The sequence below is a fragment of the Chitinophaga sp. genome (assembly GCF_039596155.1).
In the GTDB taxonomy this organism is placed as follows: Bacteria; Bacteroidota; Bacteroidia; order Chitinophagales; family Chitinophagaceae; genus Chitinophaga.
This window is the reverse complement of record NZ_JBCNKF010000056.1, coordinates 1-19,686: the sequence shown is the minus strand read 5'-3', so window position 1 is coordinate 19,686 and position 19,686 is coordinate 1. Positions and strand designations below refer to the sequence as shown.

Below are 19,686 nucleotides of genomic sequence, written 5' to 3'. Positions count from 1 at the left end.
CCAAATCATTCACAGTAATCTGGCCATTCAATTTACGGGTCATTTTGCAATGAATCCATCATTCATTTCGCCAAATCATTCACAGTAATCTGGCCATTCAATTTACGGGTCATTTTGCAATGAATTCACCAATCATTCTGCCCATTCATTCACACTAATCTGACCTGTCAATTTACGGGTCATTTTGCAATGAATTCACCAATCATTCTGCCCATTCATTCACAGTAATCTGACCTGTCAATTTACGGGTCATTTTGCAACGAATTCGTTAATCATTTTGCCCATTCATTCACACTAATCTGGCCAGTCAATTTACTGGTCATTTTGCAATAAATCCATCAATCATTCTGCCCATTCATTCAAAGTAATCTGGCCTGTCAATTTACTGGTCATTTTGCAATGAATTCGCCAATCATTTTGCCCATTCATTTACAGTAATCTGGCCTGTCAATTTACTGGTCATTTTGCAATAAATCCATCATTCATTTTGCCCATTCATTCACACTAATCTGATCTGTCATTTCACCCGTCAATCCCATATAACCGCTTCATCCGAACAACTTCCACCATCCTGCCAACCCACTCACATTACAAACAATTAAAATAGCCGGTTTTGGTTTCAGGCACTCAGTCCCCAAAACCAAAACCGGCCACATAGCACGACTCCCTGAACAGCACTGCAGCATGCCGCACCACTCACCCTGTTATTCCTTCGATATCATATTGTCTTTTATAAACACCACCCCGATCACAAAACAAATCAACGCCACCCCAATCGGATACACCAGCCCCGCCAGGTGATGATGTGTCGCCGTCACCAATATCGTTGCCACCGTTGGCAACAACCCTCCAAACACCCCATTCCCCAAATGATAAGGCAAACTCATTGACGTATACCTGATCCTCGCCGGGAACAATTCCACCAGGAACGCCGCTATCGGTCCATACACCATCGTCACAAAAATCACCTGCACCCATACCAGCAGCACCAGCTGTATCAACCCACTCGTGCCAACGACCACCTCCATCTTTTTCTCTTCCTTTCCATCTGTATTTACCACCGTCTCCCTTACCTTCGTCTCATCGTCATACACCCTTGTCCTTACCGTCTTCTCCACATTCTGCATCTTATCATTCCTCGCCATAGAATTCTCTATCGTATACTTCGCCGTTACTTCCGTCTTCAAACGCACATCCGCAATCCGGTCCATCCTGGCATATATCGGGTAATACGCCAACGCCGCTATCAGCATCCCCGACATCATGATCTTTTTCCGCCCGATCTTATCCGACAATCTGCCAAAATAGATAAAGAACGGCGTACCCAACACCAACGCGATCGCTATAATTACATTCGACTGCACAAACTCCACGTTCATTGTCTTCTGCAAAAAAGACAATGCATAAAACTGCCCCGTGTACCAGATCACCCCTTGCCCCATGGCCGCACCAAATAATGCCAGCAATACTACCTTCAGGTTCTCCTTCTTCCCAAAACTCTCTTTGATGGGATTCTTTGCCGTCTTTCCTTCGGCCTTTAGCTGCGCAAACTCCGGCGACTCCTGCAACCGGATCCTTATATAATAAGACATCAATACCAACAACACCGACAACCAGAACGGCACCCGCCACCCCCAGTCGTTAAAATGCTCTGTCGTCATACTACTCCTGGTAATCAGGATGACTGCCAGTGATACGAACAGTCCCAGCGTAGCCGTAGTCTGTATAAAACTGGTATAGTAACCTCTCTGATCATGCGCGGAATGCTCCGCCACATAAGTAGCCGCACCCCCGTATTCACCACCCAATGCCAATCCCTGCAACAATCTCAGCAACAACACAATTATTGGCGCCATGACCCCAATACTGGCATACCCCGGCACTAACCCAATGGCAAATGTAGACCCGCCCATAATAAGCAGGGTAAGTAAGAAGGTATATTTCCGCCCCACAATGTCGCCCAGTCGCCCGAACACAATTGCTCCAAAAGGCCGGACCACGAAACCTACGGCAAACGTAGCCAATGTCATAATGTAAGCCAGATCCGGATTACTGGGCGGGAAAAACTTTTCAGCAATTATCGCAGATAAGCTGCCAAAAATGTAGAAATCATACCATTCTATCAGGGTGCCGGCTGAGGAAGCCAGGATCACCTGCCAGATGTTGTGCGCAGTCTTTTGTTTATTCATACGTGAGAATCTATGTAGTCCTAATAGTTTGAAATGCTACAAATAGTCGTATAAAATAATAAAAAAAACGTAAATATTATATTTTTTGAAGAGGCGGTTTCGCCGTAGATTTTCGTTGGATTGGCCATCTATAACTATGGGAAAAGTCACTTTTCATTGAACTTATTCTGCTACCTTCGGGTCAAATAAGGGTTTATACAGTCAAGATATATGCGTTTCAGGAGGGTATTTGTTAGTTGGTTAGGGAGCTTTCTATTGCCTGCCGTCATCTTTGCACAGCAGTCAGGGGCTGTCCGTCCCAAAATCGGGCTTACCCTCAGCGGAGGTGGTGCCAAAGGCCTGGCACATATAGGGATACTCGAAGCCATCGACAGCGCCGGATTAAAAATAGACTACCTGACCGGAACCAGTATGGGAAGTATCGTCGGCGCCCTCTATTCCATGGGCTACTCCGGCACCGGCATCGAAAAAATGGCCCGGGAACTTGACTGGAATAACCTCTTCACCAACCAACCTGTACTGACCGACATCTCCTACGAAGAAAAGAAAGAGTATAATAAATACATTATCGAAATTCCCTTTGAATTTGGTAAGCCCAAACTCGCTTCCGGCGTGATCGCCGGCGAACAACTATGGCTGGAGCTCGCCCGCATGTGCTGGCCCGCCAATGGCGTGAGGGATTTCTCCCAATTCAATATTCCTTTTAAATGTATTGCCACCGATGTGGCAAACGGTGCCATCGTCACGCTTGACACAGGTGATGTAGTAACCGCAATCCGCGCCAGCATGGCCATCCCTTCTATCTTCACGGCCATCAATATCGGCGACCGTAAACTGGTGGATGGAGGCGTTGTACGAAACTTCCCCGTTATTACTGCCAAGGAAATGGGGGCGGATATCATGATCGGTTCCAACGTCGCCGAAGGGCTGCGCAAATCGGACCAGTTACAGACTCCCCTGGACGTTATCCAGCAACTCGGCTTCTACAAAGATGCAGATGACTTCAAAGACGAACGGCAACTCTGCGATATCTTTATCCAGCATAAACTGGAAAACTACAGTGCCGCCAGCTTCGGCAGCGTTGATTCCATCATCGAAATAGGTAAACGCAAAGGAAGAGAGATGTACCCTGTCTTCAAACACCTCGCAGACTCCCTGCAGGCCATCTATCCGTTGCCCCCTTTCGAAAAAGACCGCCTGCCTTTCACCGCCGATATCGAACTGGCGCAGATCCGTGTCAATGGCCTGAAGCATTCCGATGAGAAATTCTTCTTAGGCAGGCTCGGTCTCAAACCCGGAGGCTGCTACACCTCTGAACATATCAAAGAAGCCGTATTGAATGTATTCGGTACCCGCTTCTATAAAATGATCACCTACGACCTGGTGCCAGCTGGCAACCGCCAGACTATCATGAACGTGAATGTGGAAGAAAACCCGCTTACGTATGTGAAGTTCGCACTGAGCTATAACAGTTTTACGAACGCCAGCGCCATCGTGAATATTACGCAACGCAACTTCATCGTACCTAACTCACGGGCATTTGTGACTGTCGCTATCAGCGAAAATCCCCGTATACAGGCAGAATATTTTAAATACACCGGTCATGACCGGAACTTTGGCGTGGGCCTGGGCTTCTACTTCGAGGATAACGCGATGACCCACTACGAAAACCTGAAAGCAAAACAGGATTTTCACAGTAAATACCTGAGTACAGATATTCATTTCCAGTATACCTTAAACAGTATCATGGCAATAGGTGTCGGCACACGTTGGGAGTTTCTCAACCTGAACCCGCGCTTTGCCGACGAGCAGGAGATCCGTGGTAACAGCACACAGCTGAACAGCTATTTCTATGCAGGTATCAACTCCCTCGACAGGAAGATCTATCCACGCAAAGGGATGGACTTGCAATTTGAGGCAGGATGGGTGTACAATGAAAATCCGAATTTCAGGGTCTTCCGTGATGGGGTGCAGCAGCCATTGGATTCTACCAATTTCAATTTTGCCGAATACCAGCGCGCGATGTTGCAGGCAAAATATCATATTCCATTTGGCTTTAGGGGTGCTTTGCAAATACAGGCGGGGGGTGGTGTGAACTTTAATCACAGGCAGGGGCCGATCAATGCATTCCAGATTGGTGGGCTGAACAACGTATTCAGGAACCAGCTGCCTTTTGTCGGGATACTGGAAGGGGAGGTGAGTACATCATCTGCCGCTACATTGCAACTGGCCTACCAGTATGAAGTAGCCAGGAATATTTTTACCACCCCAAGGATTGGCGCAGCAGTATATGATTTTATGGGCGATGTGGATCAGAAATATAAGTACCTGAGTGGGTATGGCATTTCAACGGGCTATTCTACATTCATGGGGCCTATAGAAGGTACAATGATGTATTGTAACCAGGATGGGCGGTTACGCTTTTATGTAAATATTGGATTTAACTTCTGATAAGAAATGGCTGTTTTCAAAAGTTATATGCATTAAGTGATAATTGCTCACTTAATGCATTCTATCTCCTCTTACCTCCATCTTATCCATAATATCCGCCTCAATTGTCAACCACTCCTGCCACCTTGTTTTCACCTGTTCCTCCGGCAGATATTCATTCGCCAGGTCGATAAACAACCGGTAATGCCCCGCCTCCGAAATCATAAACTTCCGGTAAAATTCACGCAGGTACTCATCTTCCAATCCCTCACTCAACAACCTGAAGCGCTCACAGCTCCTGGCTTCGATCAAGGCAAACGTCAGCAGGCGATCCAGGAATACCGTGTCCGGGTCTCCACCTTTATTCTGATGCAACAGCAACGCATTTACGTATAGATCCTTCCGTTGCTTGCCTAACTGAAACCCACGCTTCCGCATTTCTGCCAATACCTGCCTGAAATGTCCCCACTCTTCCGTTACAATAGGCGCCAGTTCCTGTACCAGTCTATCTCTGTGCGGATACCGCTGGATCAGTGAAATACAGGACGTCGCCGCCTTTTGCTCGCAAAAAGCATGGTCTGTCAGTACTTCTTCAAGAGAAATAGCCGCCAGATTCACCCAACGAGGGTCAGAAGGAAGATGCAAACCAAGGATAGATACTTTACTCATGCGCGATGTTTATATTGGCTTACCTGCGGGGCAGGCAAAGTTGCTTTTCATTAATTATCGTCCGCAAAGTTACTTAGCTTTGAAAAATGAAAGAAGATTTTCTTTTATCTCAACTAGTGGCTCGTAAAGAGCAACACGCTCTCCGGGAATTACGTTTACCTGCACCTGGTATGGTAGACTTCTGCTCTAATGACTACCTGGGCCTGGCAAAAAGTATGGCTATGCAGGAAGCAGTGCACAATTTGCTGGCTGCCCGTCCATTTGCGCATGGCAGTACGGGATCCCGCCTGCTGGCGGGCAACTACCCCTGGGTAGAGGAAACCGAGTCCATGCTGGCCGCTTTTCACGGAAGTGCTGCCGGGTTGATCTACAATTCAGGTTACGATGCCAACCTGGGATTATTCAGCGCTGTTCCTCAAAAAGGGGATACGATCATTTACGATTCCCTGATCCATGCCAGTATCCGGGATGGCATCCGTCTTTCCAAAGCACAGGCATTCTCATTTTTGCATAACGACACCCCTGACCTCGAAAAGAAGTTGGCGCACGCCACCGGTCATGTATTTGTGGCAGTAGAGTCAATCTACTCCATGGATGGTGACTTTGCTCCCTTATCTGCCATCGCCGGGATATGTGACAGGGCAGGGGCCTTTCTCATTGTAGACGAAGCCCATGCGACCGGGGTAGCAGGTGCAAAAGGGGAAGGGCTGGTACAGCACCTTGGCCTGGAAAACCAATGTTTTGCCAGGGTACATACTTTTGGCAAAGCGGTGGGCTGTCATGGTGCGGTCGTATTAGGCTCCAGTCATTTACGTGATTTTCTTATCAATTTTTCCCGCTCATTTATCTATACCACGGCATTACCGCCAACCGCCATGGCGGCGATTATGGCCAGTTACGACCTGTTCCCTTACATGCAGGAAAGCCGGGCACACCTGGCGGCATTAATTGCCCGTTTCCGGAAGGGCGTGGCAGCGCTCGATACATTGCCCAGCGAGACGCCTATTCAGGTCGTTTTGACCCCTGGAAATGCAGCTACCCGTGAATTGGCAACACGTCTGCAGCAGGAGGGACTGGATATCCGGCCAATTTTACATCCAACAGTGCCCAAAGGGAAGGAACGCCTCCGGATCGTGTTACATAGTTTTAACACGGAGCAGGAGGTAGACAAGTGTATTGCTGTCCTGACCCGGTAACGCCCACCTTATATGGTAATGCATCCATAACAACATTCCTTTTTACTGTAAAGCAGATCTCCTGGTTCGCTCCGCTCAGGCGGGACGGGGACAGTGTGCTCTTGTCACAAAGACGTTGCTGGCAGCAAGCATTGTAGCCTTAACAGGATCAATTCACCCGGATGTAAACCTGATCAGGACCAGACCGACTCCTGATCAGGCATACCAGCAAGCATCGGGAGCAATAACAGCCAGGTGGAAGTCCGGAAGAAAGGGAGCTGTAACCTGATAAAAGGATTATATCCAAACATTGTAAACTTCAAACAGGATTAATTAACCATCGTGTAAACCTATTTCAGGACTAGACCTACTATAGCGCTTCTTCGGAGATATCCCGCAGATAACCCGCAGATAACCCGCCTATAACCCGCCCATAACCCGCATCTATAAAAAGGCGGGTTATCTGCGGGTTATCTCCGCGTTATACCCGTTTTACAGGCAGGTCATCTCTATTTTTTCGTTATTAATACCCCGTCAGCACGTACTTCCTCCCTAAAAAATGTATATTAGCTACTCACTGCTTTTCTATGAGAATTCTACCATTTGCCATTTCGACCGGAATAACCGCTTTACTTATTTTTACTTTGTCCAAAAAATGGGGGGCACTGCCGCCCGTAGGACCTCTCCTCAGTCCACAGGAAGGCTTCTGGCAAAATGCGACCCCCATCAGCAAAGACTACAATGAAACCATCGACCTTCCGGGTCTTACCGGCAAGGCTGAGGTGTGGCTGGATGACCGTATGGTTCCCCATATTTTCGCAGAAAAAGACGCGGACGCTTATTATATCCAGGGGTTCATCCATGCGCGTGACCGCCTCTGGCAGATGGAGTTACAGACGTTCGCTGCCGCAGGTCGCCTGTCAGAGATCCTGGGGCCTCAGATGCTGGAATACGACCGGTTACAACGCCGCCGTGGCATGATCTATAGTGCTGAAGTGGCATTAAAGGAAATGGAGAAAGACCCCCTCACCAAAACAGCGATTGAATCTTACGCTGCCGGTGTAAATACGTATATCGAATCGCTGAACAAGGCATCGCTGCCTATAGAATATAAGCTCCTGGATTATAAACCAGAAAAGTGGACCTCCCTGAAATCTGCCATCCTTCTCAAACTGATGGCAAACGATCTGGCGGGTGAATCTGAAGACCTTGAGTACACGAATGCCCGTCGCATTTTCAGTAAACAGGATTTCGACCTGATGTACCCGGATTTCAATGATAGTCTGGATCCGATTGTGCCCAGGCACACACACTTCGATCCGGCCACTCTGAAGGCAGTGCCGCCACCAGATAGTATTATCAGACTGGCAGAAGCTTTACAGCATTTCAGGGAGGAAAAGCCTGATCCGGACAACGGGAGTAACAACTGGGCCGTAGCCGGTTCCAAAACCCGCTCCGGCGCGCCCATCCTGTGTAGTGACCCGCACCTGGGCCTGAGTCTGCCGTCACTCTGGTACGAAATTCAGTTACATACCCCCCAGATGAATACCTACGGCGCTTCTTTACCTGGTGCACCCGGTGTGATCATTGGCTTTAATAATGATATTGCCTGGGGAGTGACCAATGGAGAAGAAGATGTAAAGGATTTTTACCAATTGAAATTCCGCAACGGCCGCAAACAGTATCTTTACAACGGGGCCTACCGGGATGCGACATTGCGCGTAGAAAAGATCGATATCAGGGGGCGCCAGCCTTTCTATGATACAATTGCCTATACAGTATGGGGACCGGTTGCCTATGATAATACCTTCCCTAAGGAACAGAAAAAGGAACAAGCACCTCAGTTCCTCGCTATGCGCTGGAAGGCACATGATCCTTCGAATGAACTGCGTACTTTCCTGCTCCTGAACAAGGCAAAGAATTACGACGACTATCTTGCTGCCATCAAGGATTATCAATGTCCCGCACAGAACTTCGCGTTTGCATCAAGAGAAGGTGACATTGCTATCTGGCACAATGGTAAATACCCTTTGCGCTGGCAGGACCAGGGGAAATTCATCATGCCGGGAGACGACAGTACGTTTGCATGGCAGGGCTATATCCCTCAGAACGAATTACCACATTTATATAATCCGGCCCGCGGTTTTGTTAGCTCTGCCAATCAGAATCCGACCGATGATACCTATCCCTACCACTTTGTGGGTGGGTACGACCTTTTCCGTGGCAAGCGTATCAACGAAGTGCTGGCAGCAGATAGCCAGATCACCATTCAGGATATGATGGCCCTGCAAAATGATTACACGAACCTGCTGGCAAGGGCAGCTATTCCCGTATTTGGCAAGCATCTGCCGCAATCATTGCTGACAGCGGAACAGAAAAAGTACTGGGCGCTGCTGGCTGACTGGAACCAGCAGAGTACACCTGATAGCAAGGCCGCTACGGTGTTTCAGCTGATGTGGAATAACCTGCAGAATGAGATCTGGGCCGATGACATGGCACAGTTCGGAGATGAAATTTATCAGAACGTATGGGAGAAGACTACGCTGAACCTGATGATCAAAGACTCTGCATTTCATTTCATAGATAACATCAACACGCCGGAGAAAGAAACCTTGTCCGGCCTGATGTACCAGGCACTGGTCAAAGCTGCAGACACTGCAAAGGTGCTGGAAGCAAAGCATAAATTAGAGTGGGGGCGTTACCGTGGTACAGACATCAGGCACATTACGCGGAGTATTGTTCCGTTTGGCGCCTATCATTTATACACTGGTGGTGGCAGGCATATTGTGAATTGTATCAAGGAGAATCATGGTCCGTCCTGGCGGATGATCGTACAGATGGGCAACCCTGTAGAAGCTTATGGGATCTATCCTGGCGGGGAAAGTGGCAATCCCGGAAACCCGTATTATGATAATGCGGTGCAGGATTGGGTGAATGGAAAATATTATCTGCTTCATTTGTTTAAGCCCGACCAGCGCGAGGATCCGGCGGTGAAGTACAGAATGATGTTGAATTAATTTAAAAAATAATTGCATTAGGATTTGGAAGAAATTAATTAATTCCTATCTTTGCACTCCCAATCACGAAGAAAGGGAATGATTCCGTAGCTCAGTTGGTAGAGCAATACACTTTTAATGTATGGGTCTTGGGTTCGAGTCCCAACGGGATCACAGGAAATTAAGCGCTTCAAGTCCAGGACTTGAAGCGCTTTTGTTTTTAGGGGGGGCCAGTGCCTTTTCCCAAAATAGACTCGAAAATGAACGCCATATTCTTTCAATAGAAGTGGGCACATTTGCTGGAGGACATGGCCTCCAGGTCACGGGTTACGAAAAAGTAGCACATTCAGGATTAAGCAAAAACAATTTTTGATCATTGCGCTTTATCAGCTAAAAAAGAATTTTCATTTACTTACCGAAAGAAGTTTTCTAAAGAATCGGGAAAATGAATTTCCTTATGAGTTATATAAGCAATTATTGGATAGAATCACTATCGCAATTCCAGATTTACTGAATTAATACAGTACCAATGATTAGCGTAATTCGAGATAAAATAGCCATGTTAGTAAGCGAGTGGAATCCTGACTTACAGCGTTTAGCTGGCAATAATGAAATAATGACTATACATTTCGGCGCTCAAGAGGTAGATGATGATTATGAGCTCTATCTTTCCGGACATACCTGGTACGATGGCCACGATTTATGGATACTTTACGAACGCTATATTTAGATTAAGAGATTAGATCTTAGTCAAATCATCAATAATCTGGTTCGATTTTTCGATATTAGAGGTCACTAGAGAGGATAACTACTAATATGTAGCTATCCTCTTTTTTATTTCGCCCTGATCCAATAACCTGATTCAACGACCGTCCGGGTCTATTTCGAAACGGACTCGCTGCAAAATCCTCCAGGTGCAAAAAATCTCCAGGTGCCTGTCCTGGTTATTTGCGGGCCATTTCAACCATCTGTACAACTTCTTCTGCAGCGGTTTCAGCTTTCCCCTCAAATCCTGACACTTTAAACCTGATCCTTCCTTTACCATCAATGATAAATTTGGCAGGGATCCCATCAATTTTGAAGGCATCCGCAGCAGCACAATGCTTAGTATCCGGGTTTCTCGGATCCAAATACAGATCAAATGTATAGTTGCGTTTTGCCAGGAAATTTTTGCCATCATTTAACAAGTCCGGTACGTTATTCCAGGTATAAATAAAGAGAAATTTTACATCCGGGTCATTAACATAGCGGTTTGCAGCCATCTGCATAGCGGGGAATGACTCTACACACGGACCGCACCAGGTAGCCCAAAAATCCAGCACAATGGTTTTGCCTTTAAAATCCGCCAGCGAAACTTTTTTCCCGTTCACATCTGTTACGATAAAATTAGGTGCTGCTTCATGAACCATCATTGAAGAAATATTTGCCCTGATTTTTTTGATAAATGTATTTTTCAACTCCTGGACGTATGCATCCGCATCCTTACCGGGGTTCAGCTTTGTATAACCTTTTTTGACCTGGTCGATGTACCTCTGCTCGAACTTTCCTTCCTCTACTGCTTTTGCCAATATCGGTAATGTTTGCTCGTAGTCGCCGTTCAAACTGGACAGCAAAGCATAATTTTCAATCAGCTCCTCGTCCTTTTTTTTAATGTTATGATAAGCTTCAGCAGTATAACGGAAGGCTTCTTCATTTTTTCCGGCTTTGAAGAGTAGCTTACCGTAGAGGTTAATAAAATTATTATAAGCAGATTTGGGATCTATTTTCCGCGGCCCATTTAAGGCTGCCATGTCTTTCATTTTTTTGACGTTTTCCAATTCGCCAGAAGCAAACTCCATGGCCTTTGTATCATTTATTGCAGCCATTTCTTCTGTGGCCATCATTAAGGCCTGTATTCGAAATCCAGGATCATCAATGGCGTTGATATATTGTAGCGTTTTCGCAGGATTCATTTCATTAGCATACATATTGGCCACAAAACTTTTCTCCAGATCTAAATTGACACCAGGGTAGTCTTTGATCATGTTCTGCAGATGCGTTTCTATGTCTTCCACTCCTTTGAGCTTAAGAAATGAACTGATTCTCGCCATTTGTGCGTTTTGACTTTGAGGATACTTTTGGAGCAGTATCCTGGTTACCGCATTTTTTTTAACTTCATTTTTATCATAATACTGGATCAATGTCCATAGATCCTGGTCGGAACCATTTTCCAACGCTTTGATTTTTTGGTTAAGGACTGTCTTATCTTTTGTATGCTTTAATGACGCTAACGTGGAATTTGTATCTTTTTTTTCGCTTCGTTGTGCCACTGTACTCAGGCAGCTGAGCATCAGTACAGTAAAAATTATTTTTTTCATTTGCTATTTGTTAATGTTTTAAAAATTGTGAGACGGCGGCTGGAAATTCTGTATAGCCTTTGGCTACATTCGATGCTGTCCGGTATGTAAGAAAATGATCAGCTGGAACATCATAATTTTGTTCTTTGTTGTCTTTGATCCAGCTGTGTATGCCCACTACCGTCCAAAGTTGTAAGCCCCTTATCATTATCCGGTCAATATTTTGCTTTGGCGAGTTCCACCATCGCTTTCAACTTATAAAATTCCTTGTCATCTGAACCGGCATAACCAACGCTTGTTTGATTGATGTTTCCTTTCGCATCAATGATGAATTTCTGAGGAGTACCCAATGCGCCCAGCGCTTTGAAAATTGTCTCATCCTGATCAAATAATACATCCAGTTTGTAGCCTTTCTTTTCCATAAAGGGTCTAACTATCTCCGGGCTTTCCCCCTCATTGATCACAAACAACTGGAAGGGTTCCTTACCGTACAATTCCATTACACGCTCGAATGCCGGAAATGCCGCAACGCATGGTTTGCAAACTGTACTCCAAAAATCAATCATTACAATTTTACCTTTGTAATCAGTTAACTTAATAGCTTTTCCATTCATATCTGTTAGAGAGACATCCGGTACAGGTTTAGTATCAGTAATCCAGGCTTCGGCGACTTCCTTTGCAATTTTTTGATAGGCTTCTTCCTGTAGCGAACTGACATAGTTGTCCATCCCGGCTGTGCTACCTTTTACCTGCTGGTAGGCGAGTTTTAAGCTGGCAACTGTTTTGGGCGTGGAGATAGCCGTACGCACCGCATTCGACAACATATCGAACGCGCGTTGAGGCTGGCCAGCCGCTAACAGGATGATACCAAGACGGTTCAGGTAATTGGCATCGGAATTTCTGAAGTAAGGTATTTTCCTGTACATGGCATTTTTATCCGACTTTTTGATATTTTCCATCGCGATAGCCAGGTTGCCGAGCTTTGCATTAGCCACTGCATTCACTTCGAGTAAAGTCCCGTTCCGGTCAAAGGAATCATCGTGTCCTTTGTGTGCGATTTCGTCCAGTACCTGTTTGGAAATTTGTTGTACCCATTCAATATGCTGGTCATTGTCTACCCAGGATTCAAGCAGGTTAGAAAGTTCAAACAATTGAATTGCTGTAAACCTGGGATTGGTGTTTTTGTAGAAATAATATTTATCAATATTCCCTTCCTTCAGCCAGTCGATCGCCAACTGCGCACGATATTCATCATATGGCGCTGGCTTTGCCGGGTCAGCGGAATATTTTGAGCGGAGTTCATTATAGAAATGCTCTTCGTCCTCAACGTTTACAAGACCATTAAATTTTTTAGCGATGTCCTTTTGCGACTGCTGCCCATGTACGTAAGTGGACATCAGTATCATCATTACAACTAATCCTCTCATATCGTTTCGATTAACTATGTGCTTTTATGATTTCGACCATGGCTTTCAGCTTATAGTATTCCCGGTCGGTAGAACCGGCATAACCAGTTGCGAAGAACCTGATATTCCCCATCGGATCGAATACGATTTTAGTTGGTGTTGCGCGAACATCGTACGTTTTATTCTCTTCGTCCCTCAAAACGTCTAGCGTGACAGGTTTCTGTGAAGCAAAAGCCTTAACGGCCTGATCGTCCTCAAACAAGTTCACGACGAACAGCTGGAATTCATCTTTCCTGTAGTCGGCAACCACTTTCTCAAATCCGGCGAAAGCCGCAACGCAGGGCGTACACAGCGTAGTCCAAAAATCCAGCGCAAGGATCTTTCCCTTTTGATCACTGAGATTAACCGTTTTTCCCTCGAGGTTAGTCATCGTAAACCCGTGGACGGGTCTTGTAGCACGGAAGGTGGTAAGTTTTTTCCCGGCATCTTTTGGATCTGGAATGAATCCATCCAGTGTTTGCTGTGCAGCTGCTACATAGGAATTCTCAACTTCTTTATAGTATTTTTGATAAGCTTCCCTTTTCAGTGATTGGAGCTCATCTTCACATCCGTCCTCAGTCCCTTTTACTTTTTTAAATGCTTCTTTAAATGTATCCACCATATACGGGTTGCTTTCAGCCTCTCTAAAAGCTTTGACAAGGATATCGTATGCCTGTTGATACTCTCCCGCAGCCAACTTTACGATGGCGAGGCGATTCAGGTAATTCGAATGAGAATCCTTAAAATACTTAATTAGCCGGTCGGCACTTCCTTTATCAGCATCTGACCTGGCGATCTGTCTTTTGGCTACATCTACATGCCCCAGCCTGGCATTGGCAGCTGCGTTTACCTCTAACAATACGCAAGTCCTTTCAGTCCCGGCGTTGTTTAATAGTTCCCCGGAAATCTGCGCAGCGTCCTCATACTGCCTTTTTTCATCAAACAGTTTTTCTACGGCATAAGATAGATAAAGCGCCTGGCGGTAAGAAAATTTCGGCTTGGTTGCTTTATAAAATCTATAACGTTCTATATTGCCCTTGGCCAACCACCTATAAGCCAGTTCCGCACGCAGATCATTTAAGGCAGTAGGTGTCAGGTGTTCAGCAGGCTCCCTTAGCACTTCATTGTATTTCTTTTCCTGGTCTTCAACTTTCTCTATCCGCATGAACTCATCGATCCCATATTTATTTTTTTTTGCAAGCTGCTGTGCCCAGCACGTGCTGGAAATCATTAACAGCAAAAAGACGATTTTTTTCATCAGTAGATTTTTTTTAGTTGTTACGAGGTCATCATAATGCTATTCATTGCGATTTTTAAGCTTGTCTGCCTATGATGGTTTCCTCATTATCTGATTAATTCTGCCAGGCGGTCATGGAGCGCACCACCCCTGAGGTCTTTACCCACAATTTTACCGTTGGGATCGATCAATACATTGGAGGGTATGCTAGAGATCTCGTAGGCCTTTGCTGCCTTGCCTTGTTCGGCCTTAAAGTCGCAAACCTGTTTCCAGGGAAGCTTATCCTCTTTAATGGCTTTCAGCCACAACTTTTTTTCAGTATCCAGTGAAATGCCCAGAACCTTGAAGTTTTTGTTCTTATACTTTTCGTAGGCGGCTAAAACATTGGGGTTCTCCCTGCGACATGGGACACACCAGCTGGCCCAAAAATCAACTAAAACATAGTTGCCCCTGTATGCGCTTAGGGAGACAGGATGACCATCTGTATCATTAATGGTAAATCCGGGAGCTACAACTTTTCCGCTTACGAGATCTCTTGCCTTGTCTAATTTCGGTTTCCAGTTCAGCACCTTTTCAGATTGCTGCATGCGTTGGCTTAATCCATCGTACATTGGTTCGACAAGGTCAGGATTAATGGCGGCCTGAGTAAATATATCTAACAGGTCGACGCTGACGTAACTGTCAGGATAGCTACGGATCACTTCCCTGGTTGCATCAGCAATAAGCGCTATACCATCCGCGTTTTTATCTGCAGCATTTAATCGCTTGCTGAACTCACTGCCATAATACTCCCATGCTTTTTGTTCGTTTCCTCCACCAGTATAGGAGGCCATTCCTTCACGATCAAAGGTTACATTGATGTCCCCGTCGAGGTAAAATAAGCCCACATTTTTCATGGATCCGCTTTCGTCTGGTGATTTTTGCTGATCCGGCTTCGCCTTAGAACGTGGTATGATTAAGTTGAGCTCTGCAAGTTGAGGCCTTCCGATCTTGCCGCTGAACCCAAATTGTCCATTTTTGATCAGCGCGGTATCCGATTTGTATTCTCCTCCTTTATCATCAGGTGGGTAGGACATGACCGCTTTAATTGCCTGGTGGCCAGTTGGCAACTGTCCTTTAATGTGATAACTGGTTTGCGCAATTGACAATACCGGCAACATACAAGCTGTTGCCAAGATCATTAGTTTATTCATATCTCTGTTGAATTTCAAAATGTTGCCGGCGTAAGCGGCAATTCGTTAACTGTTATTTTATGCTATGGATTTTCTTCTAAACCTTTGTTTTCATTAAGCATGCGCTCTCCAAATTTAAGTGCGAACCTTTCAGGTGTAAGTTGATACGTAGCGGTCACTACGCCGTTCGGACCGTAAATCCTGTGTGTAAAATCAATGTGATTGCTGTATACCGGGTCGACAGAAAGACGACGCATATCCAGCCATCGTAAACCAGTGATGGCGAATTCGCGGATGCGTTCATCCAGGATAAATTTCACGAGTGCTTGTTGACTTGCAGCAATGCCGGAAGGAACAAGGGCGGCTGTGCCGGCAATCCGTTTGGTGCGCAAAACTTCCAAATCGGCTACTGCCCCGGATAGATCATTTGACCTGGCTTTACACTCTGCACGCATTAAATATAAATCAGGCAGCGAGGGTCCGATATTTATTCCATTAAAGAAATCTGTATTACGGCGTCTCATTCCCTGTGGATATGCTGTAGTTGTAAATAATTTGAAGGGTGAATACAAGTTTAAACGTCTGTCAGTTGGAGCATATAAGGCGGCTGTTTGAGGACTAAAAACAAATGCATTAACAGCTTGAAATTGAAACCAGCCTGCATTGATATTATAAATAATTTCTGTATTGTTGGCTGCAATAGGGACATTGTTGAGACCTAAAACGCCTTCCGGAAACCAGGATCCTGCTGCACCTGGATTTTCCTGATCCAGCACCACTGTATAATCATACAGTGTCAGGGGAATCTGCGCTTTTTGAACTTCCAGGAACGCAGCGTCAAGATGTTTTTGGGCAGCGGCAAAATTATTCATCGCCATATAAACCCTTGAAAGATAAAATTCTGCTGCCAATCTGGAAATCTTGCGGCGATGTGTAAGCGCACTCAAATGAGGTAACGATTCAGTTAAATCGCTGATTACCTGATCATATCCTGCCTGCAGCGTTCCTCTTTTAAAATTCTTTTGATTCACATCTGCCACAGTAAGGTTTGGGATACCCAAATCGGTACCTGCGGTAGCAGCATTATAGGGTTTGGTGAAATCGGATAGAAACATGAAGTTACAGATGGCCCGTCCCATTCTGGCTTCAGCGAGCAATGCACGTTTTTGTTCTTCGCTTCCGCCTTTAGAATCCATAACTTCATTAATAACTTTATTAAAAAGGTAAAGTTTCCTGATATAGTTTGTTTCCCCGGTAACCTCGCTGGGCAAGTCAGCAGCATTGTATACCCGCGCTTCATACCTGAATAAACGTTGCTGCCGGAGCAAATCAGTGCCATCCATGTTATTGAAATAAGGTTGCAAGGCAGCCATCTCATCGCCCTCGTATACGCCAGCGGTGAACTGGGTTGCCAAATAATTTGCATTCAATATCTTCTCATAGTCGGCTGTAGTTATAGCGATTGTCTGGCCTTTAGGTACAATTTCCAGGAATTCACGTTTACAGGATACAGGAACGATCAGCACCATCAGCACGAATGATCCCAAAATATATTTTCGAAAAATTTTCATGTCAGATTCTATTTGAAAATTAAAAACTAATGTGTACGCCCAGACTGATTGTTCCCTGGGCGTCCCGTGTCGTCTCTAAGAATTCCGGATCTATGCCGTTTTTATTGGCAGTCCATAACAGTAAATTATTCACCTGGACCCGGAAGGAAATATCCTGTGCATGCATTGATTTTACCAACATTTGCGGAAGGCTATAGGATAAGGTGATGTCACGGAGTTTGATATATGCTCCATTTAGGGCATATCGTTGAGACTGATTAAAGTAGCCGATATTACGGGCACTTGCCAGGTCACCCGAAGGTACATATCTTGGTATATCGGTTCTTTTCTCATCACCCGGGACCTTCCAGCGGTTCAAAAAATCCAGTGGGAGGGAATTGGTACTGAGAATGGATTCATTTGTTGCGGGGTTACTGTTGTTGGTGATGGTATAACCTCCGCTGTAAATTATGCTTGCACCCAGATTGAAGGATTTATACTGAAAATTATTCTGAAGCCCACCTGACCAGACGGGTTGGGTCGTACCTGCGTAAAGAATATCTTCTGGCTTAGTTACATTGATTTCGGAGGTTACAGTACCATCTGCAAGTTTAACTTGTGGATCCCCATTAGCATTTAAGCCTCCATAATTATAAATGAAGAGTGTATATAAAGGGTAACCGACCATTCTTTCCCGCAAACTCAGTTCATCCCCTGTAACCGGCGGATTCGCAAGCAGACGTGTTAATTTGTTTTTATTGTAGCTAAAAGTCAGCCCTGTACTCCAGCTAAAGTCATCAGTGCTGATGTTTACGGAATTCAATCCAATGTCTATCCCTTTATTATCTAAATTACCGTAATTGCCAATGACATTGTCATAACCTGATAGCGGCGAAGTGGCCAGTTGACCAATCAGGTCTTCCGTTTTCTTAATATACCCGTCAATTGATCCACTCAACCGGTTTTCAAATATGGAAAAGTCAATACCCGCATTGTAAACCTTTGTGCCTTCCCAGGTCAGCCTGGTGTTACGGGGGGAACTTAATAAATAGCCTGCTCCCGTCACATAATTAGGGTCACTTTGAGCAGTCAGAATATCGTAAGATGCTGCTGCTCCTGCAAAAGGTGCATTACCGGTAATTCCATAGGTCAGACGAACGTCCAGTTGACTGAGCCAGGTCGCCGTTTCCATAAATGTTTCACTACCTAAGGCCCATTTACCACCAATGCTGTAAACTGGTCTGTTCTGTGCAGATTTATCCCGTCCGAACAAATTACTTTCATCAATTCTCCAACTGGCGTTCAACGTATATTTCCTGTCGAAAGTGTAACCCAGGTTAGCAAAATAGGAAGTGGTCCTGGCAATGCGGCCCTCTGAACCACCCACATTGTTTGGTAATGTTACGAACCCGCTGACCCCACTAATTCCTTTACCTAAACTCGCCAAATCTACTGGTCTTGAAGTTTGCAACTGATCTTCCCAGCCATAATAAGTCGCTGTTGTCGTAACCGGCGTGCTGCTGGTAGCTTGCTGTCCAGCCATCAGGGTGAATTGGTGCTGCTTCCAATCGCGGTTAAATACCAATTGGTTTCTTATTGTCCAGGCCCTGGTGGAGCTGGTTGCGGTAATCAAGCTGCCACCTATTTGTGGAAGGTTGTATACGGGAGCGACTGTAGCGTCTTCTGCCTGCGTAAATTCCACAACCTGGGATCTCATCTCATAATTGTCCTGCAACCTCACTGTCCGGGTATTGGTGTTGCCAAGGTTATAACCATAGGTACCCTGGAAATCCAGTCCTTTCAAAAGGTTCACCTTGACCCCCCCGACCAGTCTGGCAAAAATCCCATTACTGCTACTGTAAGCCCTGTCCTTTTCAAGTAATGGGTTATAGTCAAGATTGATGCGGCTTAGTGACTGGTAAATGGTCCTGATGGAGTCCGGTAGGGGAATATTTTTATAGTTGCCTAAATAATTAATGTTCAAAGGATTGCCATTTGCATCCTTGAACATTTGATAAGGAACAATGTCACGGGCGGGCTTATAGGTATTGCCATTTCTGGTCACGGTATTCGTCAGGTCTGCATTTATGAAAGCCGTTATCCTCTTATTGATGACGAGGTTGTTGTTCAGGTTAATTTTGTACTGATTGTATTGTTCTCCCGGTGTATTGCTTTGCGTACCAACGTGATTTAATGAACCATAAAAGGTATGCGCCTTTCCACCACCGGAAACAGATAATGTCTGGTTTAATGTACTTGCATTTCTAACAAAAAGATCTGCGATCTGACCGGCGTTGGAGAGTCTGGCCAGGCTGTCTAGTTTAAAATCAGCCTGCTCCTGCGTAATCAGGTTTCGGGCGCGGTCATATTGTATCTGCAAATGAGGCAGGTTTCCAAAGGTAGTATTAACAGTTTCCCAGTCCGGGAAATATGGAAAAAATTGTGGGAACAGTTCCCTGGAGAGGGCAATAAATTGCTGCGAACTCA

11 protein-coding genes and 1 tRNA gene are annotated in these 19,686 nt (G+C 45.4%); 4 read left to right on the top strand and 8 right to left on the bottom strand.

What is annotated here, in order from left to right:
- Positions 1-704 precede the first annotated feature (704 nt).
- On the bottom strand, positions 705-2,189 hold the full coding sequence (locus ABDW33_RS30780) for an MFS transporter (RefSeq protein WP_343693925.1): 1,485 nt from the start codon (positions 2,187-2,189) through the stop codon (positions 705-707).
- A 210-nt stretch (positions 2,190-2,399) separates the two neighbouring features.
- Here ABDW33_RS30780 and ABDW33_RS30775 point away from each other — a divergent pair, with 210 nt between their 5' ends.
- Positions 2,400-4,640 carry a patatin-like phospholipase family protein gene (locus tag ABDW33_RS30775; RefSeq protein WP_343693924.1) on the top strand — a complete coding sequence of 747 codons (2,241 nt, stop codon included), beginning with the start codon at positions 2,400-2,402 and terminating at the stop codon, positions 4,638-4,640.
- Positions 4,641-4,691: 51 nt separating this feature from the next.
- Here the strand turns inward: ABDW33_RS30775 and ABDW33_RS30770 are convergent, their stop codons facing one another.
- The gene (locus ABDW33_RS30770) at positions 4,692-5,288 is read right to left on the bottom strand and encodes a tRNA-(ms[2]io[6]A)-hydroxylase (RefSeq protein ID WP_343693923.1); all 597 of its coding nucleotides are present in this window, start codon (positions 5,286-5,288) and stop codon (positions 4,692-4,694) included.
- A gap of 86 nt (positions 5,289-5,374) precedes the next feature.
- Here ABDW33_RS30770 and ABDW33_RS30765 point away from each other — a divergent pair, with 86 nt between their 5' ends.
- The 3 genes from ABDW33_RS30765 (at position 5,375) to ABDW33_RS30755 (ending at position 9,633) form a co-directional block, all read left to right on the top strand.
- The gene (locus tag ABDW33_RS30765) at positions 5,375-6,484 is read left to right on the top strand and encodes an 8-amino-7-oxononanoate synthase (RefSeq protein ID WP_343693922.1); all 1,110 of its coding nucleotides are present in this window, start codon (positions 5,375-5,377) and stop codon (positions 6,482-6,484) included.
- A 566-nt stretch (positions 6,485-7,050) separates the two neighbouring features.
- A complete protein-coding gene (locus tag ABDW33_RS30760; RefSeq protein ID WP_343693921.1) occupies positions 7,051-9,480 on the top strand; it encodes a penicillin acylase family protein in 2,430 nt (809 codons plus the stop codon).
- An 80-nt stretch (positions 9,481-9,560) separates the two neighbouring features.
- Positions 9,561-9,633 (top strand) — tRNA-Lys (locus ABDW33_RS30755).
- 770 nt (positions 9,634-10,403) lie between these two features.
- Here the strand turns inward: ABDW33_RS30755 and ABDW33_RS30750 are convergent.
- From ABDW33_RS30750 to ABDW33_RS30725, 6 genes are all read right to left on the bottom strand, one after another.
- Entirely contained in the window at positions 10,404-11,816 is a 1,413-nt protein-coding gene (locus ABDW33_RS30750) for a TlpA disulfide reductase family protein (protein WP_343693920.1), read from the bottom strand.
- Positions 11,817-12,010: 194 nt separating this feature from the next.
- Positions 12,011-13,222, bottom strand: coding sequence for a TlpA disulfide reductase family protein (locus tag ABDW33_RS30745; RefSeq protein ID WP_343693919.1), 1,212 nt, complete (start codon positions 13,220-13,222; stop codon positions 12,011-12,013).
- 10 nt (positions 13,223-13,232) lie between these two features.
- On the bottom strand, positions 13,233-14,498 hold the full coding sequence (locus ABDW33_RS30740; RefSeq protein WP_343693918.1) for a TlpA disulfide reductase family protein: 1,266 nt from the start codon (positions 14,496-14,498) through the stop codon (positions 13,233-13,235).
- 86 nt (positions 14,499-14,584) lie between these two features.
- The gene (locus ABDW33_RS30735; RefSeq protein WP_343693917.1) at positions 14,585-15,670 is read right to left on the bottom strand and encodes a TlpA disulfide reductase family protein; all 1,086 of its coding nucleotides are present in this window, start codon (positions 15,668-15,670) and stop codon (positions 14,585-14,587) included.
- A 62-nt stretch (positions 15,671-15,732) separates the two neighbouring features.
- Positions 15,733-17,178 (bottom strand): RagB/SusD family nutrient uptake outer membrane protein, encoded by a 1,446-nt coding sequence (locus ABDW33_RS30730; RefSeq protein WP_343693926.1) that lies wholly within the window; start codon positions 17,176-17,178, stop codon positions 15,733-15,735.
- 61 nt (positions 17,179-17,239) lie between these two features.
- On the bottom strand, positions 17,240-19,686 hold a 2,447-nt coding region (locus tag ABDW33_RS30725), incomplete at its 5' end, for a hypothetical protein (protein ID WP_343693916.1).